General features: G+C 69.0%; 29 protein-coding genes. 1 reads left to right on the plus strand and 28 read right to left on the minus strand.

What is annotated here, in order from left to right:
• Positions 1 to 87 precede the first annotated feature (87 nt).
• The 25 genes from rplO to rpsL form a co-directional block, all read right to left on the minus strand.
• Positions 88 to 531 (minus strand): 50S ribosomal protein L15, encoded by a 444-nt coding sequence (gene rplO, locus QOZ86_RS07145; RefSeq protein WP_284491274.1) that lies wholly within the window; start codon positions 529 to 531, stop codon positions 88 to 90.
• Between the two features lie 13 nt (positions 532 to 544).
• Positions 545 to 724 (minus strand): 50S ribosomal protein L30, encoded by a 180-nt coding sequence (gene rpmD, locus QOZ86_RS07150; RefSeq protein WP_284491275.1) that lies wholly within the window; start codon positions 722 to 724, stop codon positions 545 to 547.
• 1 nt (position 725) lies between these two features.
• Positions 726 to 1,340: a 30S ribosomal protein S5 gene (gene rpsE, locus QOZ86_RS07155; RefSeq protein ID WP_284491276.1), complete on the minus strand. Its 615-nt coding sequence runs from the start codon at positions 1,338 to 1,340 to the stop codon at positions 726 to 728.
• 49 nt (positions 1,341 to 1,389) lie between these two features.
• Positions 1,390 to 1,812 carry a 50S ribosomal protein L18 gene (rplR, locus tag QOZ86_RS07160; protein ID WP_284491277.1) on the minus strand — a complete coding sequence of 141 codons (423 nt, stop codon included), beginning with the start codon at positions 1,810 to 1,812 and terminating at the stop codon, positions 1,390 to 1,392.
• Complete coding sequence (rplF, locus tag QOZ86_RS07165) at positions 1,812 to 2,351, minus strand: 50S ribosomal protein L6 (protein WP_284491278.1); 540 nt, start codon at positions 2,349 to 2,351, stop codon at positions 1,812 to 1,814. The genes rplR and rplF overlap by 1 nt, the downstream gene beginning before the upstream one ends.
• Before the next feature lie 15 nt (positions 2,352 to 2,366).
• Complete coding sequence (gene rpsH / locus QOZ86_RS07170) at positions 2,367 to 2,771, minus strand: 30S ribosomal protein S8 (RefSeq protein WP_431521200.1); 405 nt, start codon at positions 2,769 to 2,771, stop codon at positions 2,367 to 2,369.
• A gap of 216 nt (positions 2,772 to 2,987) precedes the next feature.
• The gene (locus QOZ86_RS07175) at positions 2,988 to 3,173 is read right to left on the minus strand and encodes a type Z 30S ribosomal protein S14 (RefSeq protein WP_014377980.1); all 186 of its coding nucleotides are present in this window, start codon (positions 3,171 to 3,173) and stop codon (positions 2,988 to 2,990) included.
• A 17-nt stretch (positions 3,174 to 3,190) separates the two neighbouring features.
• Positions 3,191 to 3,775 (minus strand): 50S ribosomal protein L5, encoded by a 585-nt coding sequence (gene rplE / locus QOZ86_RS07180; RefSeq protein WP_431521201.1) that lies wholly within the window; start codon positions 3,773 to 3,775, stop codon positions 3,191 to 3,193.
• Positions 3,776 to 3,780: 5 nt separating this feature from the next.
• Positions 3,781 to 4,131, minus strand: coding sequence for a 50S ribosomal protein L24 (gene rplX / locus QOZ86_RS07185; RefSeq protein WP_431521202.1), 351 nt, complete (start codon positions 4,129 to 4,131; stop codon positions 3,781 to 3,783).
• 2 nt (positions 4,132 to 4,133) lie between these two features.
• Complete coding sequence (gene rplN, locus QOZ86_RS07190) at positions 4,134 to 4,502, minus strand: 50S ribosomal protein L14 (protein ID WP_091929103.1); 369 nt, start codon at positions 4,500 to 4,502, stop codon at positions 4,134 to 4,136.
• Positions 4,503 to 4,712: 210 nt separating this feature from the next.
• On the minus strand, positions 4,713 to 5,006 hold the full coding sequence (rpsQ, locus tag QOZ86_RS07195; RefSeq protein WP_284491280.1) for a 30S ribosomal protein S17: 294 nt from the start codon (positions 5,004 to 5,006) through the stop codon (positions 4,713 to 4,715).
• On the minus strand, positions 5,003 to 5,236 hold the full coding sequence (gene rpmC, locus QOZ86_RS07200; protein ID WP_014377985.1) for a 50S ribosomal protein L29: 234 nt from the start codon (positions 5,234 to 5,236) through the stop codon (positions 5,003 to 5,005). The genes rpsQ and rpmC overlap by 4 nt, the downstream gene beginning before the upstream one ends.
• Positions 5,236 to 5,652 carry a 50S ribosomal protein L16 gene (rplP, locus tag QOZ86_RS07205; protein WP_040338546.1) on the minus strand — a complete coding sequence of 139 codons (417 nt, stop codon included), beginning with the start codon at positions 5,650 to 5,652 and terminating at the stop codon, positions 5,236 to 5,238. Before rplP ends, rpmC begins: the two co-directional genes overlap by 1 nt.
• A 2-nt stretch (positions 5,653 to 5,654) precedes the next feature.
• Positions 5,655 to 6,599 carry a 30S ribosomal protein S3 gene (gene rpsC / locus QOZ86_RS07210; protein ID WP_348637951.1) on the minus strand — a complete coding sequence of 315 codons (945 nt, stop codon included), beginning with the start codon at positions 6,597 to 6,599 and terminating at the stop codon, positions 5,655 to 5,657.
• A complete protein-coding gene (gene rplV / locus QOZ86_RS07215; protein ID WP_431521203.1) occupies positions 6,599 to 7,063 on the minus strand; it encodes a 50S ribosomal protein L22 in 465 nt (154 codons plus the stop codon). The genes rpsC and rplV overlap by 1 nt, the downstream gene beginning before the upstream one ends.
• A gap of 20 nt (positions 7,064 to 7,083) precedes the next feature.
• Positions 7,084 to 7,365 carry a 30S ribosomal protein S19 gene (gene rpsS / locus QOZ86_RS07220; protein WP_029340037.1) on the minus strand — a complete coding sequence of 94 codons (282 nt, stop codon included), beginning with the start codon at positions 7,363 to 7,365 and terminating at the stop codon, positions 7,084 to 7,086.
• 23 nt (positions 7,366 to 7,388) lie between these two features.
• Positions 7,389 to 8,222: a 50S ribosomal protein L2 gene (rplB, locus tag QOZ86_RS07225; protein ID WP_284491281.1), complete on the minus strand. Its 834-nt coding sequence runs from the start codon at positions 8,220 to 8,222 to the stop codon at positions 7,389 to 7,391.
• 73 nt (positions 8,223 to 8,295) lie between these two features.
• Positions 8,296 to 8,598 (minus strand): 50S ribosomal protein L23, encoded by a 303-nt coding sequence (rplW, locus tag QOZ86_RS07230; RefSeq protein WP_284491282.1) that lies wholly within the window; start codon positions 8,596 to 8,598, stop codon positions 8,296 to 8,298.
• Positions 8,595 to 9,386: a 50S ribosomal protein L4 gene (gene rplD / locus QOZ86_RS07235; RefSeq protein WP_284491283.1), complete on the minus strand. Its 792-nt coding sequence runs from the start codon at positions 9,384 to 9,386 to the stop codon at positions 8,595 to 8,597. Before rplD ends, rplW begins: the two co-directional genes overlap by 4 nt.
• Positions 9,383 to 10,048 (minus strand): 50S ribosomal protein L3, encoded by a 666-nt coding sequence (rplC, locus tag QOZ86_RS07240; protein ID WP_284491284.1) that lies wholly within the window; start codon positions 10,046 to 10,048, stop codon positions 9,383 to 9,385. The genes rplD and rplC overlap by 4 nt, the downstream gene beginning before the upstream one ends.
• A 15-nt stretch (positions 10,049 to 10,063) precedes the next feature.
• Positions 10,064 to 10,369 carry a 30S ribosomal protein S10 gene (rpsJ, locus tag QOZ86_RS07245; RefSeq protein ID WP_014377994.1) on the minus strand — a complete coding sequence of 102 codons (306 nt, stop codon included), beginning with the start codon at positions 10,367 to 10,369 and terminating at the stop codon, positions 10,064 to 10,066.
• A 135-nt stretch (positions 10,370 to 10,504) separates the two neighbouring features.
• Positions 10,505 to 11,698, minus strand: a complete 1,194-nt coding sequence (gene tuf / locus QOZ86_RS07250; protein ID WP_089336459.1) for an elongation factor Tu — start codon at positions 11,696 to 11,698, stop codon at positions 10,505 to 10,507.
• Between the two features lie 100 nt (positions 11,699 to 11,798).
• A complete protein-coding gene (gene fusA / locus QOZ86_RS07255; RefSeq protein WP_284491285.1) occupies positions 11,799 to 13,898 on the minus strand; it encodes an elongation factor G in 2,100 nt (699 codons plus the stop codon).
• 85 nt (positions 13,899 to 13,983) lie between these two features.
• On the minus strand, positions 13,984 to 14,454 hold the full coding sequence (gene rpsG / locus QOZ86_RS07260; protein WP_284491286.1) for a 30S ribosomal protein S7: 471 nt from the start codon (positions 14,452 to 14,454) through the stop codon (positions 13,984 to 13,986).
• A complete protein-coding gene (gene rpsL / locus QOZ86_RS07265) occupies positions 14,454 to 14,828 on the minus strand; it encodes a 30S ribosomal protein S12 (RefSeq protein ID WP_012950487.1) in 375 nt (124 codons plus the stop codon). Before rpsL ends, rpsG begins: the two co-directional genes overlap by 1 nt.
• Positions 14,829 to 15,364: 536 nt before the next feature.
• Here rpsL and QOZ86_RS07270 point away from each other — a divergent pair.
• Positions 15,365 to 16,405: an LLM class F420-dependent oxidoreductase gene (locus QOZ86_RS07270; RefSeq protein WP_284491287.1), complete on the plus strand. Its 1,041-nt coding sequence runs from the start codon at positions 15,365 to 15,367 to the stop codon at positions 16,403 to 16,405.
• 206 nt (positions 16,406 to 16,611) lie between these two features.
• Here the strand turns inward: QOZ86_RS07270 and QOZ86_RS07275 are convergent, their stop codons facing one another.
• The 3 genes from QOZ86_RS07275 to QOZ86_RS07285 form a co-directional block, all read right to left on the minus strand.
• A complete protein-coding gene (locus tag QOZ86_RS07275) occupies positions 16,612 to 20,517 on the minus strand; it encodes a DNA-directed RNA polymerase subunit beta' (protein WP_284491288.1) in 3,906 nt (1,301 codons plus the stop codon).
• A 117-nt stretch (positions 20,518 to 20,634) separates the two neighbouring features.
• Positions 20,635 to 24,144, minus strand: a complete 3,510-nt coding sequence (rpoB, locus tag QOZ86_RS07280) for a DNA-directed RNA polymerase subunit beta (RefSeq protein ID WP_284491289.1) — start codon at positions 24,142 to 24,144, stop codon at positions 20,635 to 20,637.
• Positions 24,145 to 24,612: 468 nt separating this feature from the next.
• Positions 24,613 to 25,152, minus strand: a complete 540-nt coding sequence (locus QOZ86_RS07285; RefSeq protein WP_284491290.1) for a hypothetical protein — start codon at positions 25,150 to 25,152, stop codon at positions 24,613 to 24,615.
• Positions 25,153 to 25,183 lie beyond the last annotated feature (31 nt).

A 25,183-nucleotide genomic window follows, 5' to 3' on the forward strand; every position in this document is an offset into this window, starting at 1 on the left:
CGGCGAGGCCCTGCAGGCGGGCCATGGCGGCACCGGGCAGCAGACGACCCCCGCGGGCGCGATGCGCGCCCGCGGGGGTCGCCGGCGTCAGACGCGGGTCGTGCTGCCTCCGGCCGCGGTGATCTTCTCGGCCGCGGACGCGGAGAAGGCGTGCGCGTGGACGTCGACCTTGACGCCGCCCAGCTCACCGGTGCCGAGCACCTTGACCGGCTGACCGCGCCGCACGGCGCCGGCCTCGGCCAGGGTGTCCGGGTTGACCGGTCCGCCCTGCGGGAACAGGGACGCGATCCGGTCGAGGTTGACGACCTGGAAGACGACCTTGTTGTTGTTCTTGAAGCCCGAGAGCTTGGGCAGCCGCATGTTCAGCGGGGTCTGCCCACCCTCGAACCGCGCGGAGACGGTGCCCCGCGCGCCGGTGCCCTTGGTGCCGCGCCCGGCGGTCTTGCCCTTCGAACCCTCACCGCGACCCACACGGGTCTTGCGGGTGTGGGCACCGGGGGCCGGACGCAGGTGGTGAACCTTCAGAGTCATAGCGAGTCTTTCCTCAGACTTCTTCGACGCGCACGAGATGCGGCACCGTCGCGACCATCCCGCGGATCTCGGGACGGTCCTCCTGAACGACCGAGTCGTTGATCTTCTTCAGGCCCAGCGAGCGCAGCGTCTGGCGCTGGTTGGGCTTGGTGCCGATCGCGGACTTGACCTGGGTGACCTTCAGCTGCGCCATCTCAGATCCCCTGACCCGCACGGGCACGGAGCATGGCGGCCGGGGCGACGTCCTCGAGGGGCAGGCCGCGGCGGGCCGCGATCTCCTCGGGGCGGACGAGGTCCTCCAGCGCCTGCATCGTGGCGTGCACGATGTTGATCGGGTTCGACGAGCCGAGGCTCTTGGAGAGCACGTCGTGGATCCCGGCGCACTCCAGCACGGCACGGACCGGGCCACCGGCGATGACACCGGTACCGGGGCTGGCCGGCTTCAGCAGCACGACACCGGCGGCCGCCTCACCCTGCACCGGGTGCGGGATGGTGCTGGCGATGCGCGGCACCTTGTAGAAGCGCTTCTTGGCCTCCTCGACGCCCTTGGCGATGGCCGCGGGCACCTCCTTGGCCTTGCCGTAACCGACGCCCACGGTGCCGTCGCCGTCGCCCACGATCACCAGGGCGGTGAAGCTGAAGCGCCGACCGCCCTTGACGACCTTGGACACGCGGTTGATGGCCACCACGCGCTCGATGTAGTTGCTCTTCTCGGCGGGAGCGCCTCCGGGGCCCCGCCCGCCGTCACGGCGGTCACGGCGGTCGTTACCGCCGCCGGCGCCGCCGCCGCGTCGCTGTGGTCCTGGCATCAGACGTCCCTCTCGATCTGCTCGCTGCTGCTGGTGGGGTGGGAGATCATCAGAAGTCCAGCCCACCCTCGCGGGCACCGTCGGCCAGGGCGGCGATCCGCCCGGCGTAACGGTTGCCACCGCGGTCGAAGACGACCGACGTGATGCCGGCGGCTTTTGCGCGTTCGGCCACCAGCGCACCCACCTGACGGGCCAGGGCGGACTTGTCGCCCTCGGCGCCGCGCAGGCCGGCGTCCATGGTGGACGCGTTCACCACGGTGCGGCCGACGGTGTCGTCGACCACCTGCACGTGGATGTGCCGCGAGCTGCGCTTGACCACCAGGCGCGGACGCTCCGGCGTGCCGGAGACCCGCTTGCGCAGCCGGTTGTGACGGCGGAGCCGCGAAACGCGCCGCGCCGTGCTGATGTCGGTGCCGACGGGCTTGTGTCCGCCGGCGGTCTTCCCGTTCGTGGGAGTTGCTGCCTGAGCCATCACTTACCCGTCTTCCCGACCTTGCGCTTGACGACCTCGCCCTGGTACCGCACGCCCTTGCCCTTGTACGGGTCCGGCTTGCGGATCTTGCGGATCTTGGCCGCCACCTCGCCGACCAGCTGCTTGTCGATGCCGCTGACCCGCAGGCGGGTGGGCGACTCGACCGCGAAGGCGATCCCCTCGGGGGCCTTCACCGGAACGGGGTGGCTGAAGCCCAGGGCGAACTCGAGGTCCGAGCCGCGCGCCTGGACGCGGTAACCGACACCGACGATCTCGAGGGTCTTGGTGTATCCCTCGGTCACGCCGGTGATCATGTTGGCGATCAGAGTCCGCGAGAGCCCGTGCAGGGCGCGGTTCTGACGCTCGTCGTTGGGGCGCTGCACCCGCAGCGTGCCGTCCTCGTCGCGCTCGACGGTGATCGGTGCCGCGACGGTGTGGCTCAAGGAACCCTTGGGTCCCTTCACGCTGACCATCTGGCCGTCGATCGTGACGTCCACACCACTGGGCACGGCGATCGGGAGTCGTCCGATCCGTGACATCTTCGCTCGCTCCTCTTACCAGACGTAGGCGAGGACTTCCCCGCCCACGCCCTTCTTGTTCGCCTGCTTGTCGGTCAGCAGCCCGGTCGAGGTCGAGATGATCGCCACGCCGAGACCGCCGAGCACCTTGGGCAGTGCGGTGGACTTCGCGTACACCCGCAGGCCGGGCTTGGAGACCCGGCGCACCCCAGCGATGCTCCGCTCGCGGTTGGGGCCGTACTTCAGGTCGATGACCAGCTGCTTGAACGGGTTGCCGTCCTTGTCGGTGTCGTCGACGCGCCAGCCGGCGATGTAGCCCTCCTGCTGGAGGATCTCGGCGATGTGCGTCTTGAGCTTCGACGACGGCATAACCGCGGAGTCGTGGTACGCCTGGTTGGCGTTCCGCAGACGCGTGAGCATGTCTGCGATCGGGTCGGTCATGGTCATGGCGTAGTGGTGCCTCTCTCGCCGCGGTTCCTCATGCGTCGGGTCATCCCGGACTTGGCGCGTGGGCCTCTCGGCGATCGGTGGTGCGTTGGTGAGGGGATGGAGCGGCTGGTGACTTGATGGACCGGCCCGGCTGCAGGCCACTCCGTGGCCCCGTCCCGGGTCCCGCCCTGAGTGTGCGAAGGGTGGGGAGGACGGGGTCCTCTTACTTCACCAGCTGGACTTGCGGACGCCGGGGAGCTCCCCGGCGTGGGCCATCTCCCGGAGGCAGATCCGGCACAGGCCGAACTTGCGGAAGACAGCGTGCGGGCGGCCGCACCGCTGGCAGCGGGTGTAGCCACGGACCGCGAACTTCGGCTTGCGGGCCGCCTTGTTGATCAGAGCCTTCTTGGCCATGGTTGTCTCCTACCGGCTCAGCGGATGGTGGTCACGACGGGCTGGCCGGCGAAAGGGAAGCCGAGCTGGCGGAGCAGCTCGCGGCCCTCGTCGTCGTTCGTGGCGGTGGTGACCAGCGTGATGTCCATGCCGCGCTGCCGGTCGATCTTGTCGACGTCGATCTCGCGGAACATCGACTGCTCGTTCAGGCCGAACGTGTAGTTGCCGTGGCCGTCGAACTGCTTGGGGTTCAGGCCCCGGAAGTCGCGGATACGGGGCAGGGCCAGCGACAGCAGCCGGTCCAGGAACTCCCACATCCGGTCGCCGCGGAGGGTGACCTTCGCGCCGATCGGCATGCCCTCGCGCAGCTTGAACTGGGCGATGGACTTGCGGGCCCGGACGACGGCCGGCTTCTGACCGGTGATGGCGGTGAGGTCGCGGACCGCGCCGTCCATCAGCTTCGCGTCACGGGTCGCCTCGCCGACGCCCATGTTGACGACGATCTTGGTCAGCCGCGGGATCTGCATGACGTTCTCGTAGCCGAACTCGCGCTGCAGCGCCGGCGCGATCGTCTCGCGGTAGTTGGCGAGCATGCGGGGCAGCTCACGGGTGGGTGCGCTCATGAGGGTCAGAGGTCCTTACCGGTGCGCCGCGAAACCCGGATGTTGCGGCCTTCCTCGTCCTTGCGGTAGCCGACCCGGGTCGGCTTGTCCTCGGAGTCGATCACCATCACGTTGCTCACGTGGATGGGCGCCTCCTGCGTGACGATCCCGCCCTGCTGGGCGCCGCGCTGCGTCGAGCTGATGCGGGTGTGCTTCTTCACCCGTCCGACGCCCTCCACGAGCACCTTCTGGAGCTTGGGGTAGGCGGCGATGACACGGCCCTTCGCGCCCTTGTCCTTACCGGAGAGCACGAGGACGGTGTCGCCCTTCTTGACCTTCATCGACGGGGTCTTCCCGCTCTGCGCACTGGCAGCCATGATCACAACACCTCCGGGGCGAGCGAGATGATCCGCATGAAGCGCTTGTCGCGGAGCTCCCGGCCGACCGGCCCGAAGATGCGCGTGCCGCGCGGGTCACCGCTGTCACGGATGATCACCGCGGCGTTCTCGTCGAAGCGGATGTAGGAACCGTCGGGACGACGGCGCTCCTTCACCGTGCGGACGACGACGGCCTTGACCACGTCGCCCTTCTTGACGCCGGCACCCGGCAGCGCGTCCTTGACGGTGCCGACGATGACGTCGCCGATGCCCGCGTAGCGTCGCCCGGAACCGCCGAGCACCCGGATGCAGAGGATCTCCTTCGCACCGGTGTTGTCGGCGACTCGCAGCCGCGACTCCTGCTGGATCACGTCCTACTCCCAAATCTTGTGGTGACAGCCGGGCCGGAACGGTGAACCGGCTGTCCGGAACCCGCGTGCCGACGCACCGGCGGCGGAAGCCGCCGGTGCGTCGGACTGCGGAGACCGGGATGTGGCGCGCGCCCAGGGTGCGCGCCAGTCGTTCAGGGTACTCCTACCCGCCGCAGCCCCGGAGAGCCGGGGGCGGGCACGAGGCCTTCGCTACTTCGCCTTCTCCAGGACCTCGACCAGCCGCCACCGCTTGGTGGCGGACGTCGGCCGGGTCTCCATGATCTGCACGCGGTCACCGATCCCGGCGACCCCCTGCTCGTCGTGGGCCTTCAGCTTGCTCGTCCGGCGGATGACCTTGCCGTAGAGACCGTGCTTCACGCGGTCCTCGACCTCGACGACGATGGTCTTCTCCATCTTGTCGCTGACGACCAGGCCCTCGCGGACCTTCCGGTAGCCCCGGCCGACCAGGCCGGGGCCGGTGGCCGACGTCTGGGTCTCGCTCATGCCACACCCTCACTCGGGGCGACCGAGAGACCCAGCTCGCGCTCGCGCATGATCGTGTAGATCCGGGCGATGTCGCGGCGGACGGTCTGCAGTCGCCGGTTGTTGTCCAGCTGGCCGGTGGCCACCTGGAACCGCAGGTTGAACAGTTCTTCCTTCGACTCGCGCAGCCGCGAGGCGAGCTCGTCAGCAGAGAGCTCGCGCAGCTCGGGAGCGGTCAGACCAGCGGCCATCACACTTCTCCTTCACGCGTGATGAAGCGGCACTTCATCGGCAGCTTGTGGATTGCACGGCGCATGGCCTCGCGGGCCACGGGCTCGGCGACACCGGACAGCTCGAACAGCACGCGGCCGGGCTTGACGTTGGCCACCCACCACTCGGGGGAACCCTTACCGGAACCCATGCGGGTCTCGGCCGGCTTCTTGGTCAGCGGACGGTCGGGGTAGATGGAGATCCACACCTTTCCGCCACGCTTGATGTGCCGGGTCATGGCGATACGCGCGGACTCGATCTGCCGGTTGGTGACGTACGCCGGCTCGAGCGCCTGGATGGCGTACTCGCCGAAGTTGATCTCGGTCCCGCCCTTGGCCCGGCCGGACCGGCTCGGGTGGTGCTGCTTGCGGTGCTTGACGCGCCTGGGAATCAGCACGGTCAGCTCCCCTGCTCGTTCGTGGTGGCGTTCTGGACGGGCGGGTTCGAAGCCACGGTCTCCGCGGCCGCGGTGGCCCGGGGGCCCACGGCCTCGGCGACGGTCTGCTCGGGCGCAACCTCGCCGGAGGTCTGCGCCACGGTGCTCTCGGCGGCCGCGGTGCCGGCGACCGGCCCGGTCGTGGACTGGGCAGCGCGACCGGCCTCGGTCCCGCCGGCGGTGGTGCCGGAGGAGCCCGAACGGCGCTGCGGACGCTGGGCCCGCTCACGACGCTGCTGGCGGTCGGCGAGAGCCTCGAGGGCCGCACGCTCGGCGCGCGAGCCGCTGACGTCACCCTTGTAGATCCACACCTTGACGCCGATGCGGCCGAAGGTCGTGCGAGCCTCGTAGATGCCGTAGTCGATGTTCGCGCGAAGCGTGTGCAGCGGCACACGGCCCTCGCGGTAGAACTCCGACCGGCTCATCTCCGTGCCACCCAGGCGACCCGAGCACTGCACCCGGATGCCCTTGACCTGCGGACTCCGCTGGGCCGACTGCATCGCCTTGCGCATGGCACGACGGAAGCTGACGCGGCTGGACAGCTGCTCCGCGACGCCCTGGGCGACCAGTTGCGCATCGGACTCGGGGTTCTTGACCTCGAGGATGTTCAGCTGCACCTGCTTGCCGGTGAGCTTCTCCAGCTCCCCGCGGATGCGGTCGGCCTCGGCACCGCGACGGCCGATGACGATACCCGGCCGGGCGGTGTGGATGTCGACGCGGACCCGGTCACGGGTGCGCTCGATCTCCACCTTGGAGATGCCGGCCCGCTCCATGCCCTTGGACATGAGCTTGCGGATCGCGACGTCTTCCTTGACGTAGTCCTTGTACAGCTTGTCCGCGTACCACCGGGACTTGTAGTCGGTGGTGATCCCGAGTCGGAACCCGTGCGGGTTGACCTTCTGACCCACTAGCGGGTCCCTCCCCTCGTGTTGTTCGTCTGCTGGGTGGCCGGGCCGGACTGGCCGGTGTCCCGACGCGCCTTCCGCGACTTCTGCGCGAGCTCGGCGCTGCTGGCGACCTCGCTCACCTCGACGGTGATGTGGCTGGTCCGCTTGTTGATGCGGAACGCCCGGCCCTGGGCCCGCGGACGGATCCGCTTGAGCGTGGGGCCCTCGTCGACGTAGGCCGCGCTGACCACCAGTGCAGCCGGGTCCAGCTGCAGGTTGTGCTCGGCGTTGGCCACCGCGCTGGCGACGACCTTGGCGACCGGCTCGCTGGCCGACTGCGGAGCGAACCGCAGCAGCGCCAGGGCCTCGTCGGTCGGCAGGTAGCGGATGAGATCCACCACCCGGCGGGCCTTCATGGGGGTCACGCGGACGAAGCGGGCCGTAGCCCGAGCGACCGGCGCCTCCTGTCCCAACTGGGAAGTCATCTGAATCTCTCTCTACCTGGTCAGCCCCGCCGCGAGCGGCGGTCGTCCTTGATGTGCCCGCGGAAGGTGCGCGTGGGCGCGAACTCCCCGAGCTTGTGCCCGACCATCGCCTCGGTGACGAACACCGGGACGTGCTTGCGGCCGTCGTGCACCGCGAGGGTGTGACCCAGCATGTCCGGGATGATCGTCGAGCGGCGTGACCAGGTACGGATCACGTTCTTGGTGCCCTTTTCGTTCTGAGCGTCCACCTTCTTGAGCAGGTGGTCGTCGACGAACGGGCCCTTCTTCAGGCTGCGTGGCATGTCTGTCGGACTCCTCTACCCGCTCAGCGCTTCTTGTTGGTGCGCCGGCGGCGCACGATCAGGGCGTCACTGGCCTTCCGCTTGCGCGTCCGGCCCTCCGGCTTGCCCTTCGGGTTCACCGGGTGGCGACCACCGGAGGTCTTGCCCTCACCACCACCGTGCGGGTGGTCGACCGGGTTCATCGCGACACCGCGGACGGTCGGGCGCTTGCCCTTCCACCGCATACGGCCGGCCTTCCCCCAGTTGATGTTCGACTGCTCGGCGTTGCCCACCTCGCCGACCGTGGCGCGGCAGCGCACGTCGACGTTGCGGATCTCGCCCGACGGCATGCGCAGCTGGGCGAACCGGCCCTCACGGGCGACGAGCTGGACGCTCGTGCCCGCGGAGCGGGCGATCTTCGCGCCGCCACCTGGACGGAGCTCGATGGCGTGAACGACCGTACCGACGGGGATGTTCCGCAGCGGCAGGTTGTTGCCCGGCTTGATGTCGGCCGCGGGGCCGCACTCGACCGTGTCGCCCTGCTTGAGCCGGGCCGGCGCGATGATGTAGCGCTTCTCGCCGTCGGCGTAGTGCAGGAGCGCGATCCGCGACGTGCGGTTGGGGTCGTACTCGATGTGCGCGACCTTGGCCGGCACGCCGTCCTTGTCGGCGCGACGGAAGTCGATCACCCGGTACGCGCGCTTGTGACCACCGCCCTGGTGACGAGCGGTGACCTTTCCGTGCACGTTGCGCCCGCCACGACCGTGCAGCGGCCGGACCAGCGACTTCTCGGGGTGGTCGCGGGTGACCTCGGCGAAGTCGGCGACGCTGGAGCCGCGTCGGCCCGGCGTCGTCGGCTTGTACTTGCGGATAGCCATTGCTGACTCAGTCCCTGTCTTCTATCTCTGGTCCGTGGATCCGGGTGGAGGGGTGGGCCGGCTGCCCAGCCGCTCAGGCGCCCGGGCCCCCGAAGATCTCGATGCGGTCGCCGGCAGCCACGGAGACGATGGCGCGCTTGGTGTCCTTGCGCTTGCCCATCTGCGTGCCGCGGCTGCGCTTGCGCTTCCCCTGGCGGTTGATCGTGTTCACGCCGAGGACCTTCACGTTGAAGATCTGCTCGACCGCGATCTTGATCTGCGTCTTGTTGGCATCCGGCCGCACGATGAACGTGTACTGGTTGCCGTCGAGCAGGCCGTAGCTCTTCTCGGAGATCACCGGGGCGAGCAGGACGTCCCGGGGGTCGCGGACGCTCATGCCTTCTCCTCGGTGGTCTCTTCGACGGTGCCCTCACCGGCGGCGGGGGCGATGGACGGGACGCCACCGGCGATCTCGTGGGTGGCGAGGTCCGGCAGGTCGGTGCCCGAGCGCTTGCCCTTGACCGGCCCGGCCACGAACTCGGCCAGCGCGGCCTCGGTGAAGATGACCTCGTCGGACACCAGCACGTCGTAGGTGTTGAGCTGGCCGGCCTCGATGAGGTGGACCTCGGGCACGTTGCGCAGGCTGACCCAGTTGAGCACGTCGTCCCGGTCGAGGACGATCAGGACCCGCTTGGCCTGCGTCACCGCGTTCAGCGTGGCGAGGGCGGCCTTGGTCTTCGGGGCATCGCCGTCCACGAACGCCGAGACCACGTGCACCCGACCCTCGCGAGCCCGGTCGGACAGGGCACCGCGTAGCGCGGCGGCCTTCATCTTCTTCGGGGTCCGCTGGGTGTAGTCCCGCGGCTGCGGGCCGTGCACGGTGCCACCGCCGGTGAACTGCGGCGCGCGGATCGAGCCCTGACGGGCCCGCCCGGTGCCCTTCTGCCGGTACGGCTTCACGCCACCACCGCGGACCTGGGCCCGCGTCTTGGTCGCGTGCGTGCCCTGGCGGGCCGCGGCCAGCTGGGCCACGACGACCTGGTGCATGAGCGAGACGTTGGCGTTGGCGTCGAAGAGCTCACCGGGGAGCGTGACGCTGCCGGAGGTCTCCCCCGCCGGGGTGCGCACGTCGACCTGGCGGTCGGTACGCGTCTCGGTGGACCCTGCACTCGTAGAAGCTGTCACTTGTCGTCACTCCCCACGGGCCCACCCTTGACGGCCGAACGGACCAGCACGAGGCCGCCCTTCGGGCCGGGGATGGCGCCCTTGATCAGCAGCAGGCCCCGCTCGGCGTCCACCTTGTGGACGTTGAGCGAGAGGGTCGTGGTCTTGACCGCGCCCATGCGGCCGGCCATGCGGAGGCCCTTGAACACCCGGCCGGGCGTGGACGCGCCACCGATGGAGCCGGGGGCACGGTGCTTGCGGTGGGTGCCGTGGCCGGCGCCCAGCCCCTTGAAGCCGTGACGCTTCATGACACCCGCGGTGCCCTTGCCCTTGCTGGTGCCGATGACGTCGACCTTGGCCACGCCGTCGAAGACCTCGGTGGTCAGCTCCTGGCCGACCGTGTAGTTGCCGGCGTCCTCGGTGCGCAGTTCCACCAGGTGCCGCCGCGGCGTCACGCCCGCCTTGGTGAAGTGCCCGCCCTCGGGACGGTTCACCTTGCGCGGGTCGATCTCACCGAAACCGAGCTGGACGGCGGAGTAGCCGTCGACTTCGGGGGTGCGCACCTGGGTCACCACACACGGGCCCGCCTTGACGACGGTCACCGGCACGAGACGGTTGTTCTCGTCGAAAACCTGGGTCATCCCCAGCTTCTCGCCGAGGAGACCGCGAAATGTGCTCGCCATGTCTGCTGACTGCCCTTACTGAATGTTGACGTCGACCGAGGCCGGCAGGTCGATGCGCATGAGCGCGTCGACCGTCTTCGGCGTCGGGTCGAGGATGTCGATGAGCCGCTTGTGGGTCCGCATCTCGAAGTGCTCGAAAGAGTCCTTGTACTTGTGCGGAGACCGGATCACGGCATAGACGTTCTTCTCGGTCGGCAGCGGCACCGGGCCGACGACGCGCGCTCCGGTCTTCGTCACCGTCTCCACGATGCGCCGCGCCGAGGCGTCGATGGCCTCGTGGTCATAGGCCTTCAGCCGGATGCGGATCTTCTGTCCCGCCATCGCCTGTTCTCGCTCCTGCCGATCGGTTGTAAAAGTTCACGAGGGTCTGCTGACCCGTGGGCGCGGCTCCGGGCGGGTGGGCCCGGGCACCGCAGACGAGCGGCGGCCGGTCCCCGGCCGCCGCCCGTCAGGGTGTTACTTGAGGATCTTCGTGACGCGCCCGGCGCCGACGGTACGGCCACCCTCACGGATGGCGAAGCGCAGGCCCTCCTCCATGGCGATGGGCTGGATGAGCTCCACCGTCATCTCGGTGTTGTCGCCCGGCATGACCATCTCGGTGCCGGCCGGCAGGGTCACGACGCCGGTCACGTCCGTCGTCCGGAAGTAGAACTGGGGACGGTAGTTGTTGAAGAACGGCGTGTGACGGCCACCCTCGTCCTTCGAGAGGATGTAGACCGAACCCTCGAAGTTGGTGTGCGGGGTGATCGAACCGGGCTTCACGACGACCTGGCCGCGCTCCACGTCCTCGCGCTTGATCCCGCGGAGGAGCAGACCCACGTTGTCGCCGGCCTGACCCTGATCGAGCAGCTTGCGGAACATCTCGACGCCGGTGACGGTCGTCTTCGTCGACCCCTCGCGGATGCCGACGATCTCGATCTCCTCGGAGACCTTGACGATGCCGCGCTCGACGCGACCCGTGACGACGGTGCCACGACCGGTGATCGTGAAGACGTCCTCGACGGGCATGAGGAACGGCTTGTCGATCTCGCGCTCCGGCTCGGGGATGGCCGAGTCGACGGCGTCCATGAGCTCCATGAGCTTGTTGCCCCACTCGGCGTCGCCCTCGAGCGCCTTCAGCGCCGACACTCGGACCACGGGGACGTCGTCACCCGGGAACTCGTACTCGGAGAGCAGCTCGCGGACCTCGAGCTCGACGAGCTCCAGGATCTCCTCGTCGTCGACCATGTCGGCCTTGTTCAGCGCCACGACGATGTAGGGGACGCCGACCTGGCGGGCCAGGAGGACGTGCTCCTTGGTCTGCGGCATCGGGCCGTCGGTGGCGGCCACGACGAGGATGGCGCCGTCCATCTGGGCCGCACCGGTGATCATGTTCTTGATGTAGTCGGCGTGCCCGGGGCAGTCGACGTGCGCGTAGTGCCGGTTCTCGGTCTGGTACTCGACGTGTGCGATCGAGATCGTGATGCCGCGAGCCTTCTCCTCGGGCGCCTTGTCGATCTGGTCGAACGCCGAGGCCTCGTTGAGGTTCGGGTACTTGTCGTGCAGGACCTTGGTAATCGCCGCGGTCAGCGTCGTCTTGCCGTGGTCGATGTGCCCGATGGTGCCGATGTTGACGTGCGGCTTGGTCCGCTCGAACTTGGCCTTGGCCACTGGGTTCCTCTCCTCGTGGTTACGCAGGTGGTGCGTGCTCTGGGGTGGGGCTCTGCTCGTGGAACGCGGACGGTGGGCCCGCATTCCGGTTCTTCGACTGCTACTCGCCCGTCACCTTCGCGATGATCTCCTTGGCGACGTTGGCCGGGACCTCGGCGTACGAGTCGAAGACCATCGAGTAGCTCGCCCGTCCCTGGGTGCGGCTGCGCAGGTCGCCCACGTAGCCGAACATCTCCGACAGCGGCACCAGGGCTCGGACGACGCGGGCGCCGGAGCGCTCCTCCATCGCCTGGATGATCCCGCGGCGGGAGTTCAGGTCGCCGATGACGTCGCCCATGTTGTCCTCGGGCGTCGTGACCTCGACCGCCATGAGCGGCTCGAGCAGGGCCGGGCTGGCCTTGCGCGCCGCCTCCTTGAAGGCGATCGAACCGGCGATCTTGAAGGCCATCTCCGAGGAGTCGACCTCGTGGTACTGGCCGTCGAGCAGGCTCGCCTTGACGCCCACCATGGGGTAGCCGGCCAGCACGCCGTACTGCATGGCGTCCTGCATGCCCTGGTCGACCGAAGGGATGTACTCCTTCGGGATGCGGCCGCCGGTGACCTTGTTCTCGAACTCGTAGGTCGCCGAGTCGGCACTCATCTCGAGCGGCTCGATCGCGATCTGGACCTTCGCGAACTGCCCGGAGCCACCCGTCTGCTTCTTGTGCGTGTAGTCGTACCGCTCGACGGCCTTGCGGATCGTCTCGCGGTAGGCCACCTGCGGCTTGCCGACGTTGGCCTCGACGTTGAACTCGCGGCGCATGCGGTCCACCAGGATCTCCAGGTGGAGCTCACCCATGCCGGAGATGACGGTCTGCCCGGTCTCCTCGTCCAGCTTTACCTGGAAGGTCGGGTCCTCCTCGGCGAGCTTCTGGATCGCGGTGCCGAGCTTCTCCTGGTCGCTCTTGGTCTTCGGCTCGATGGCGACCGAGATGACCGGAGCGGGGAAGGTCATCGACTCGAGGATCACCGGCTTCTGCGGGTCGCAGAGCGTGTCACCCGTCGTCGTCTGCTTGAGCCCGTTGACCGCCACGATCTGACCGGCGCCCACGCCCGCGCGCTCTTCGCGCTTGTTCGCGTGCATCTGGTAGATCTTGCCGATCCGCTCCTTGCGGTCCTTGGTGCTGTTGAGCACCGCGGACCCGGCGTCGAGCCGGCCGGAGTAGACGCGGACGTAGGTGAGCTTGCCCAGGTGCTGGTCGGTCTGGATCTTGAAGGCCAGCGCCGAGAAGGGCTCGTCCTCGTCGGCGTGCCGCAGGACCTCGGTCTCGCCGTCCAGGGCGGTGCCGACGATCGCCTCGATGTCCAGCGGGCTGGGCAGGTAGTCGACGACAGCGTCGAGCAAGGGCTGCACGCCCTTGTTCTTGAACGCGGTGCCGGTGAGGACCGGGTTGACCTGACCGCCGATGGTGGCCTTGCGGATGGCTGCCTTCAGCCGGTCGACCGCGATCTCCTCGCCACCGAGGTAGTCCTCCATCAGCGAGTCGTCGAAGTCCGCGATGTTCTCGAGCAGCTTCTCGCGGTACTCCGCGGCCTGGTCGGCCAGCTCGGCCGGGATCTCCTCGACCGCGTAGTCCTCGCCCATCTTCGTCTCGCCGCGCCACGTGAGGGCACGCATCTGGACCAGGTCGACGACACCGATGAAGTCGGCCTCGGCGCCGATCGGCAGCTGGAGCACCAGCGGGTTGGCTGCCAGCCGCTCCACCATCATGTCGACGCAGCGGAAGAAGTCGGCACCCGTGCGGTCGAGCTTGTTGACGAAGCACATGCGCGGAACGCCGTACTTCTCGGCCTGACGCCACACCTGCTCGGTCTGCGGCTCGACGCCGGCGACACCGTCGTAGACCGCGACCGCACCATCGAGCACCCGTAGGGACCGCTCCACCTCGACGGTGAAGTCGACGTGACCGGGGGTGTCGATGATGTTGATGTCGTGGTCGTTCCACGAGCACTTCGTCGCGGCCGACGTGATGGTGATGCCGCGCTCCTGCTCCTGCTCCATCCAGTCCATCGTGGCCGCGCCGTCGTGGACCTCACCGATCTTGTACGTGATACCGGTGTAGAAGAGGATGCGCTCGGTCGTGGTGGTCTTGCCGGCGTCGATGTGCGCCATGATCCCGATGTTCCGGGTCCTACGCAGCTGGGCCTCGTTGCTGGCCATTACTTCTCCTCTTTGTTCTGGTCCGCGAGCGGGTTCCGGGGATGGCCCGGACTTCCCGCCGGCCGCGGGTGCTGGTGGACGGACGTCACCAGCGGTAGTGCGCGAAGGCCTTGTTCGACTCGGCCATCTTGTGCGTGTCCTCGCGCCGCTTGACGGCGGCACCCAGACCGTTGCTCGCGTCGAGCAGCTCGTTCATCAGGCGCTCGGTCATCGTCTTCTCGCGCCGTCCCCGGCTGTACTGGATCAGCCAGCGCAGGCCCAGCGTGGTGCTGCGCGAGGCACGGACCTCGACGGGAACCTGGTAGGTCGCACCACCGACGCGGCGGCTGCGGACCTCGAGGGCCGGCTTCACGTTGTCCAGCGCGCGCTTGAGCGTGACGACCGGGTCGGTGTCGCTCTTCGCGCGGCAGCCCTCGAGGGCGCCGTAGACGATCGCCTCGGCGACCGACCGCTTGCCGTCGACCAGCACCTTGTTCACCAGCTGGGTGACCAGCGGCGACTGGTAGACCGGGTCGGCGACGAGCGGACGCTTCGGGGCAGGGCCCTTGCGCGGCATTAGCTCTTCTCCTTCTTCGCGCCGTAGCGGCTGCGAGCCTGCTTGCGGTTGCGGACACCCTGGGTGTCCAGCGAGCCGCGGATGATCTTGTAGCGCACGCCGGGCAGGTCCTTCACGCGGCCGCCGCGCACGAGCACCATCGAGTGCTCCTGCAGGTTGTGGCCGACGCCCGGGATGTACGCGGTCACCTCGATGCCACTGGTGAGGCGGACGCGAGCGACCTTGCGCAGCGCGGAGTTCGGCTTCTTCGGCGTCGTCGTGTACACGCGCGTGCAGACTCCGCGACGCTGGGGCGAACCCTTCAGCGCCGGGGTCTTGGTCTTCTCGACCTTGTCCTCGCGGCCCTTGCGGACCAGCTGGTTGATCGTGGGCATGGGTGGCCTGGATCTCCTACCTGCGCTGGGGTGGTGCTGCCTGTGGGTCCTGCTGACTGTGCTGCTCTGCTGTGGTGCTCGGGTGCCGGCTCCTGGCGGAACCTTGCCGAACGCGGCCGTGTTCCGCCGTCCGGCCCCCGCGGTCGGGCGTGTCGCCCTTCCCGGGACCGGCCCGGTGTCGGACCGAACTCGGTTGCCCCTCGCGACTCGGCGCCGCCACCCTCCGGCCGGGCCGGATGGACGGTCCCCGGCGGCCAGGAGGACGAGTCCTCCGGCCACCCAGGCGCACCGCGAACGGGAGCAGGCCCAGGGCACCCTGGGCACGGCTGACCACGATACCCGCGCCTTCGGAACGGGTCAAAGCCGGGTCCCTCACACCTGCGTCGACACGTCGACCGCTGGAGGGCAGCAGGCGTCCGAGATCCCGGACGCTACCGCCCGCGACCGCTGCACGACAGCTCGGCGGCTCCCCCGCGCGCCGCCCGATACCGTGCGGGCGGCGCCAACGGTGGTGCCGCGAGAACAGAGGAGTGCACGTGCGCATCGGCATCCAGGCCAGCTACAGCGGGGGCTTCCAGGAGACCGCGGCAGAGATCCGCGACCTGGAGGCCGCGGGTCTCGACCTCGCCATGGTGGCGGAGGTGTACACCTTCGACGCGGTGAGCCAGCTGGGGTACCTGGCGGCGGTGACGGAGCGGGTGGAGCTCCTCAGCGGCATCCTGCCCATCTACAGCCGCACCCCCGCCCTCACCGCGATGACGGCGGCCGGCCTGGACTTCGTCTCCGGCGGACGCTTCACCCTGGGCCTGGGCGCCTCCGGCCCGCAGGTGATCGAGGGCTGGCACGGGCTCCCCTACGACGCCCCGCTGCAGCGAACCCGGGAGATCGTGGAGATCTGCCGCCAGGTGTGGCGCCGGGAGCGCCTGGACCACGCCGGCAAGAAGTACACCGTTCCCCTGCCGGCCGACCAGGGAACCGGCCTCGGCAAGCCGCTGAAGCTGATCAACACGCCCGTGCGCGAACGCATCCCCGTCATGCTGGCCGCGCTGGGCCCGAAGAACGTCGAGCTGGCCGGGGAGATCGCCGAGGCCTGGGAGCCGATCTTCTTCGTGCCCGAGAAGGCGGGCTCCGTGTGGGGCGACTCCCTCGCCGCCGGCAAGGCCAAGCGCGACCCCGCACTGGGTGATCTGCAGGTCATCACCGGTGTGCCCGTGGCCATCGGGGAGGACGTCGAGCCGCTGCTGGACTTGGTCCGGCCGACGCTGGCGCTGTACATCGGGGGCATGGGCGCCCGGGGGAAGAACTTCTACAACGACCTCGCCGTGCGCTACGGCTACGAGGCCGAGGCCGAGCAGATCCAGGACCTGTACCTCGACGGCAAGAAGGACGAGGCGGCCGCCGCGGTCCCCGAGGAATTGGTGCGGGCAGCGTCGCTCATCGGTCCGGAGGGCCACGTCGCCGAGCGCATCGCCGCCTTCGCCGAGGCCGGCGTGACGACGCTGGTGCTCCAGCCCCTCGACGGCACCCGCGAGGGCCGCCTGAAGACCGTGGAGACCATGAAGCGCCTCGGGGGGTGAGCTGAGCGGTACACCCCTCCCCGGGTGCGGTAGGCCGCCAGGGTGGAATGGTCGCGGGGCCCGGAGGGTCCCCGACCGGGACACGGGCAGCGGCTCAGCCGGGCAGGGGGACGGCAACTGGCCGCGGTGTCGTCCGGAGGACGACAGACGAAAGGGCCCCCAGGTCATCGCAACCTGGGGGCCCTGTCGTCACTGCTTACCGGGGCTCAGCCTCGCCAGTCGTACTCCTCGAGACGCACGGCCTCACCGGTGCCCTGACCGAAGACCTCCGGGCTGTAATACTGCCCGTCCTCGTAGCCGGCCATGGTGTAGACGGCGGCACGCGCCTCCTCGGTCGGCTCGACCGCGATGTTCCGGTAGCGGCTGATGCCGGTACCTGCCGGGATCAGCTTTCCGATGATCACGTTCTCCTTGAGCCCGAGCAGGCTGTCGCTCTTGCCCTGGATCGCCGCGTCGGTGAGCACCTTGGTCGTCTCCTGGAAGGAGGCTGCCGACAGCCACGACTCGGTCGCGAGCGAGGCCTTGGTGATGCCCATGAGCACCGGACGGGCCGAGGCCGGCTCGGCGCCCTCGGCGACGACCCGACGGTTCTCGGTCTCGAACAGCGTCCGCTCGACCAGCGCACCCGGCAGGAACTCCGTGGCGCCCGAGTCGATGATGGTCACCCGCTTCAGCATCTGGCGGATGATCACCTCGATGTGCTTGTCGTGGATCGACACGCCCTGGCTGCGGTAGACCTCCTGGACTTCGCGGACGAGGTGCAGCTGCACCTCGCGCGGGCCCATGATCCGCAGCACCTCGTGCGGGTCCACCGCGCCCTCGGTGAGCTGCTCGCCGACCTCGACGTGCGCGCCGTCCTCGACCCGCAGCCGCGAGCGACGCGACAGCTTGTCGTAGACGACCTCGTCGGAGCCGTCGTCCGGGGTGATCGTGAGCTTGCGGAACTGCTCGCCGTCCTCGATGCGGACGGAGCCGGCCAGCTCGGCGATCGGTGCCTTGCCCTTGGGCACGCGGGCCTCGAAGAGCTCCACCACACGCGGCAGACCGTGGGTGATGTCCTCACCCGCGACACCACCGGTGTGGAAGGTGCGCATCGTCAGCTGGGTGCCGGGCTCACCGATCGACTGGGCGGCGATGATGCCGACCGCCTCGCCGACGTCCACGAGCTTGCCGGTCGCCAGCGACCGGCCGTAGCAGGTGGCGCATGTACCCAGCAGCGACTCGCAGGTCAGGACGCAGCGGACCTTGACTTCGGACACCTGGGCGTCGATCAGCGTCTGGATCAGCACGTCACCGAGGTCGGAGTTCGCCTGGGCGATGACCGTCCCGTCCTCGGCCACCACGTCGGCGGCCAGGGCGCGGGCGTAGACGCTGGTCTCCACGTGCGCATCGCGCGTGACCCTGCCGTCGACGACGGTGCCGATAGGCATGAGGACGCCGCGGTCGGTGCCGCAGTCCTCCTCGCGGATGATGACGTCCTGCGAGACGTCCACCAGACGGCGGGTGAGGTACCCGGAGTCGGCGGTCCGCAGCGCGGTGTCGGCCAGGCCCTTGCGGGCGCCGTGCGTGGAGATGAAGTACTCCAGCACGGTCAGACCCTCCCGGAAGTTGGCCTTGATCGGCCGCGGGATGATCTCACCCTTGGGGTTGGCGACCAGACCGCGCATACCGGCGATCTGGCTGATCTGCATCATGTTGCCTCGGGCGCCCGAGTTGACCATGACCCAGACCGGGTTGGTGGTCGGGAAGTTGTCCACCATCGCCTGGCTGACCTCGGCCCGCGCTCGGGTCCAGATCTCGATGAGCTCCCCACGACGCTCGGCGTCGGTGATGACGCCGCGCTCGTACTGCTTCTCGATCTTCAGCGCCTCGGCCTCGTGCCGCTCCAGGATCTCCTGCTTGGCCGGCGGGGTCACCACGTCGTCGATGGCGATCGTGATGCCGGCGCGGGTGGCCCAGTGGAAACCGGCCGACTTCAGGGCGTCCAGCGTCGCCGCGACCTGCACCTTGGGGTAACGCTCGGCGAGGTCGTTGACGATCGCCCCGAGCTCCTTCTTCGGCACCTGGTAGTTGACGAAGCGGTAGTCCTCGGGCAGGGCCTCGTTGAACAGCACCCGCCCCAGGCTGGTGAGCACGCGCACGGGGGCACCCGGCGTCCAGTCCTCCGGCTGCTCCCACGGCTCGTTGACCGTGCCGTTGTCGACGCCGTAGACCTCGTCGAGACGGATCCAGGCCCGCTCCTGCAGACCGAGGTCGCCCAGGTCGTAGGCCATGACCGCCTCGGCGGCCGACGAGAACGAGCGCGGAGAACCGCCGTCGGCCTCCAGCGGCGAGGCCACCAGGGTCGTGAGGTGGTACAGGCCCAGCACCATGTCCTGGGTCGGCGCGGTGATCGGGCGACCATCGGCCGGGCTCAGGATGTTGTTGCTCGACAGCATCAGGATGCGCGCCTCGGCCTGCGCCTCGGCCGACAGCGGCAGGTGCACCGCCATCTGGTCACCGTCGAAGTCCGCGTTGAACGCGGTGCAGACGAGCGGGTGGATCTGGATGGCCTTGCCCTCGACCAGCTGCGGCTCGAAGGCCTGGATGCCCAGGCGGTGCAGCGTGGGAGCACGGTTGAGCAGCACCGGGTGCTCGGTGATGACCTCTTCCAGCACGTCCCACACGACCGGGCGCGCACGCTCGACCATCCGCTTGGCGGACTTGATGTTCTGCGCGTGGTTGAGGTCGACCAGCCGCTTCATGACGAATGGCTTGAACAGCTCCAGCGCCATCTGCTTGGGCAGGCCGCACTGGTGCAGCTTCAGCTGCGGCCCGACGACGATGACCGAACGGCCGGAGTAGTCGACGCGCTTGCCCAGCAGGTTCTGGCGGAACCGGCCCTGCTTGCCCTTGAGCAGGTCGCTCAGGGACTTCAGCGGACGGTTGCCCGGGCCGGTGACCGGCCGGCCGCGACGGCCGTTGTCGAACAGCGCGTCCACGGACTCCTGGAGCATCCGCTTCTCGTTGTTGACGATGATCTCGGGAGCCCCGAGGTCGAGCAGCCGCTTGAGCCGGTTGTTGCGGTTGATCACCCGGCGGTACAGGTCGTTCATGTCGCTGGTGGCGAAGCGGCCACCGTCGAGCTGCACCATGGGGCGCAGGTCCGGCGGGATGACCGGCACGCAGTCCAGCACCATGCCCATGGGCGAGTTGCGAGTCTGCTGGAATGCCGCGACGACCTTCAGCCGCTTGAGGGCCCGCAGCTTGCGCTGCCCCTTGCCGCTGCGGATGGTCTCGCGCAGCGAGACGGCCTCGGCGTCGAGGTCGAAGCCGGCGAGCAGCTTCTGCAGCGCCGCGGCGCCCATGCCGCCCTCGAAGTACTCACCGAAGCGGTCGCGCAGCTCCCGGTAGAGGCCCTCGTCGGCGATGAGCTGCTTGACCTCGAGCTTGCGGAAGGTGTCCATCACCTCGTCGAGGCGGTCGATCTCCCGCTGGGAGCGGTCGCGCAGCTGGCGCATCTCGCGCTCGCCACCCTCGCGCACCTTGCGGCGGACGTCGGACTTGGCGCCCTCGGCCTCCAGCTCGGCAAGGTCGGCCTCGAGCTTCTGCTGGCGCGCCTCGACGTTCGCGTCGCGCTGGCCCTCGAGGTTGGACTTCTCCGCGCTGATCTCGGCCTCGACGGTCGGGAGGTCGCGGTGCCGCGCCTCGTCGTCGACCGAGGTGATCATGTAGGCCGCGAAGTAGATGATCTTCTCGAGGTCCTTGGGTGCCAGGTCGAGCAGGTAGCCCAGGCGTGAGGGAACGCCCTTGAAGAACCAGATGTGCGTGACCGGCGCGGCCAGCTCGATGTGGCCCATCCGCTCACGGCGCACCTTGGCCCGGGTCACCTCGACGCCGCAGCGCTCGCAGATGATGCCCTTGAACCGGACTCGCTTGTACTTGCCGCAGTAGCACTCCCAGTCCCGGGTGGGACCGAAGATCTTCTCGCAGAACAGACCATCCTTCTCCGGACGCAGGGTCCGGTAGTTGATGGTCTCGGGCTTCTTCACCTCACCGTGGCTCCACTGGCGGATGTCGTCGCCGGTGGCCAGCCCGATGCGGAGCTCGTCGAAGAAGTTGACGTCGAGCAAGGTGTGACCCCTTTCAGGGGATCGTTACTGCACATTCTGGATATGTCATGGCTGGAAGGCCCCCGTGCAGGGTCCCGCCGCGAGCTTGCGAGTGGCGGGGGGCACGGGGGTCCTTTCTCAGACGTCTTCGACGGACGACGGCTCGCGGCGGGACAGGTCGATCCCCAGCTCCTCCGCGGCCCGGAAGACCTCGTCGTCGGTGTCGCGCAGCTCGATCGCCTGCCCGTCGCCGGACAGCACCTCGACGTTGAGGCAGAGCGACTGCAGCTCCTTGAGCAACACCTTGAACGACTCCGGGATGCCCGGCTCCGGGATGTTCTCGCCCTTGACGATCGCCTCGTAGACCTTGACGCGGCCGAGGATGTCGTCGGACTTGATGGTGAGCAGCTCCTGCAACGCGTAGGCCGCGCCGTAGGCCTGCATCGCCCAGCACTCCATCTCGCCGAAGCGCTGGCCACCGAACTGCGCCTTACCACCCAGCGGCTGCTGCGTGATCATCGAGTAGGGGCCGGTCGACCGGGCGTGGATCTTGTCGTCGACCAGGTGCAGCAGCTTCAGGATGTAGACGTAGCCCACCGAGATCGGCTCGGGGAAGGGCTCCCCCGAGCGGCCGTCGAACAGCCGCGCCTTGCCGGTCGGCTGCACCATCCGGTTGCCGTCGCGGTTCGGGGTCGTGGAGCTGAGCAGCCCGACGATCTCCTCCTCGCGCGCACCGTCGAACACCGGCGTCGCCGTACGCGTGCCCGGGCCCGCCGACTTCGCGGCCTCGGGCAGGTTCTTCGCCCACTCCGGTGAGCCCTCGACCTGCCAGCCCTGCTTGGCGACCCATCCGAGGTGGGTCTCCAGGACCTGGCCGACGTTCATCCGGCCCGGCACGCCGAGCGGGTTGAGGACGATGTCGACCGGGGTGCCGTCCTCGAGGAAGGGCATGTCCTCCTGCGGCAGGATCTTCGAGATGACGCCCTTGTTGCCGTGGCGCCCGGCGAGCTTGTCGCCGTCGGAGATCTTGCGCATCTGGGCGACGTAGACCCGGATCAGCTCGTTGACGCCGGCGGGCAGCTCGTCGCCGTCCTCGCGCGAGAACACGCGGACGCCGATGACCTTGCCGGACTCACCGTGCTTCACCTTGAGGCTGGTGTCACGCACCTCGCGGGCCTTCTCGCCGAAGATCGCCCGCAGCAGCCGCTCCTCGGGGGTCAGCTCGGTCTCGCCCTTGGGCGTGACCTTGCCGACGAGGATGTCGCCGGGGACGACCTCGGCACCGATGCGGATGATGCCGCGCTCGTCCAGGTCGGCGAGCACGTCCTCGGAGACGTTCGGGATGTCCCGGGTGATCTCCTCGGCACCGAGCTTGGTGTCGCGGGCATCGACCTCGAACTCCTCGATGTGGATCGAGGACAGGACGTCGTCCTGCACGAGGCGCTGCGACAGGATGATCGCGTCCTCGTAGTTGTGGCCCTCCCACGGCATGAAGGCGACGAGCAGGTTCTTGCCCAGCGCCATCTCGCCCTTGTCGGTGCACGGCCCGTCGGCGATGACCTGGCCGACCTCGACCCGCTGGCCCTCGTCCACGACGGGGCTCTGGTTGATCGAGGTGCCCTGGTTGGAACGACGGAACTTCAGCAGCCGGTAGGTCTGCCGGGTGCCGTCGTCGGCCATGACGGTGACGTAGTCAGCGGTGGAGTCCTCGACCACACCGGCCTTCTCCGCCACCACGACGTCGCCTGCATCGACGGCGGCACGCAGCTCCATGCCGGTACCGACCAGCGGGGCCTCGCTGCGCAGCAGCGGCACCGCCTGACGCTGCATGTTGGCGCCCATGAGCGCGCGGTTGGCGTCGTCGTGCTCGAGGAACGGGATCATCGCCGTCGCGACCGAGGTCATCTGCCGCGGCGAGACGTCCATGTAGTCCACGTTCTCGGGGGCGAGGTAGTCGACCTCACCGCCCTTGGTGCGGACCAGGACGCGCTCCTCGGCGAGGCGGCCCTGCGCGTCGAGCGGGCTGTTGGCCTGCGCGACGACGAAGCGGTCCTCCTCGTCGGCGGTCAGGTAGTCGATCTGGGTGGTGACGGTGCCGTTCTCGACCTTGCGGTACGGCGTCTCGATGAAGCCGAACGGGTTGACCCGGCCGAACGAGGACAGCGAGCCGATCAGGCCGATGTTCGGACCTTCCGGCGTCTCGATCGGGCACATCCGGCCGTAGTGGCTGGGGTGCACGTCGCGCACCTCCATGCCGGCCCGCTCACGGGACAGACCGCCGGGGCCCAGCGCCGAGAGGCGGCGCTTGTGGGTCAGGCCCGCGAGCGGGTTGGTCTGGTCCATGAACTGGGACAGCTGGCTGGTGCCGAAGAACTCCTTGATGGAGGCGACGACCGGCCGGATGTTGATCAGGGTCTGCGGCGTGATCGCCTCGACGTCCTGGGTCGTCATCCGCTCGCGGACGACGCGCTCCATGCGCGACAGACCGACCCGGATCTGGTTCTGGATCAGCTCGCCGACGGTGCGCAGCCGACGGTTGCCGAAGTGGTCGATGTCGTCGACGCCGTGGTCGGGCTCGCCGGCGTGGAGACGCACGACGTACTCGATGGTCGCGACGATGTCGTCCTCGGTGAGCGTGGAGGTGCTCTGCGGGACGTCGACACCGAGCTTCTTGTTGACCTTGTACCGGCCGACCTTGGCCAGGTCGTAGCGCTTCGGGTTGAAGAACAGGTTCTCCAGCAGCGCCTGCGCCGACTCACGCGTCGGCGGCTCGCCCGGCCGCAGCTTGCGGTAGATGTCGAGCAGGGCCTCGTCCTGCCCGGCGACGTGGTCCTTCTCCAGGGTGGCCAGGACCGTGGGCGACCACTGGAAGTGCTCGCGGATGCGGTCCTCGCCCCAGCCGAGGGCCTTGAGCAGGACGGTGACGGGCTGGCGGCGCTTGCGGTCGATGCGCACGCCGACGGTGTCGCGCTTGTCGACGTCGAACTCCAGCCACGCACCGCGGCTGGGGATGACCTTGGCGCTGAAGACGTCCTTGTCCGACGTCTTGTCCAGGGTCTTGTCGAAGTAGACACCCGGGCTGCGGACGAGCTGGGAGACGACGACGCGCTCGGTCCCGTTGATGACGAACGTGCCCTTGTTCGTCATGATCGGGAAGTCGCCCATGAAGACCGTCTGGCTCTTGATCTCGCCGGTGGTGTTGTTCATGAACTCGGCGGTGACGAACAGCGGCGCCGCGTAGGTCATGTCCTTGTCCTTGCACTCCTCGAGGGACGCCTTGACGTCCTCGAAGCGCGGGTTGGAGAAGGACAGCGACATCGAGCCGCTGAAGTCCTCGATCGGGGAGATCTCCTCGAGGATCTCGGCGAGGCCGCCGACGGCGTCGGCCTGCTCCTCGGGCGAGAGGGTAACCCGCCACTCGGGGCTGCCGACCAGCCAGTCGAACGACGCGGTCTGCAGCGCCAGCAGGTCGGGGACCTCGAGCGGCTCGGAGATCTTGGCGAAGGACACGCGGAGCGGGGCGCCAGGGATCTTCGCCTGGTCGGCCTCGCCGGTGCGGGGACCCGACACGGGGGACTGGTTCTGCTGGCCGAAGGGGCCGGATTCGGTGCTGCTGGGGTTGATGCTGGTGGGGCGAGAGCCTGCCAAGATGCGTCCTTCCAAGGACCTCACGACGTGCGACTGGAAAGGGTCGGGTTCGGCTGGGTCAACTCCGGGGGGCCGACGGTCGGTGATGGCGAGGCTGTCCGCGACGGCCGGGATCACCCGCTACGACGGTCAGCGAGGGCAGTGCCCGGAGGATTCCCGGGCATCCGTCGTGACCCGTTTCGGCGGGCAGGCAGTCAGAGGGCAGCGCAACAGGAGACCCTACGCCTGGTGTTGCGCTGTGTCCACGCGGGGGGTACCGGTGCGACCGGTACCACATCCCGGGACGCGCGGACCCGGAAACGGGCCGGCGGGGCGGGCGCCGGCACCCATGATGCCAGCCGGCCCCCGTGCACGGGACCGCCACGCCGCAGCCTGGCACGCACGGACGACGGCACAGGAAGCTCTGCCTATGGATCCGGCCCGGAAACCGTAGGCAGAGCCTCCTATGCCTGCGCTGGGCGGCGGGCGTCAGCTCGTGGTGAGGAGCGTCAGCTCGCTGACCTTCCACTCGCCGTCGGTCTGCACCAGGCCGACCTGCACCGTCTGCACGCAGGACTGCGCGCCCTCGGGGGTGACCTGGCACTCCGAGCCCTCGGGAGCCGGCTGGGTGCCGCTGTTCACCGACTCGACGACGTACTGGCCGAACACCACGAGGGTCGCGGTGTCCTGGGCCTCGCCGACCTGCTGCAGCCCGATGTCGAGCACCTCGTACCGGGTGGTCGCCGAGACCTGCTCGTAGGTGTCGATGATCCCGCCCTGGGTGAGGTCCCGCTCGTACTGGTCGCGCAGGTCGCCGGTGAGCGCGTCGAGCTTGCCCTGGACGCTGCCCTCGGAGTCCTCGTAGTCGTAGGCGTAGATCGCCTCGATCCCGCTGCGGGCGGCGACGAAGATCGCCGGGTCCACGTGTGCCGGGTTCAGCCGCTGCCACAGCAGCACCCCGGCACCAGCGGCGGCGGGCACGCACAGCAGCGCCAGGACCAGCACGGCCGCCGGGAGACGCCGTCCCACCGTGCCGGCCGGGGCCGGGTCCGCACCCCGG

It is taken from the genome of Blastococcus capsensis (assembly GCF_030165005.1).
In the GTDB taxonomy this organism is placed as follows: Bacteria; Actinomycetota; Actinomycetes; order Mycobacteriales; family Geodermatophilaceae; genus Blastococcus; species Blastococcus capsensis.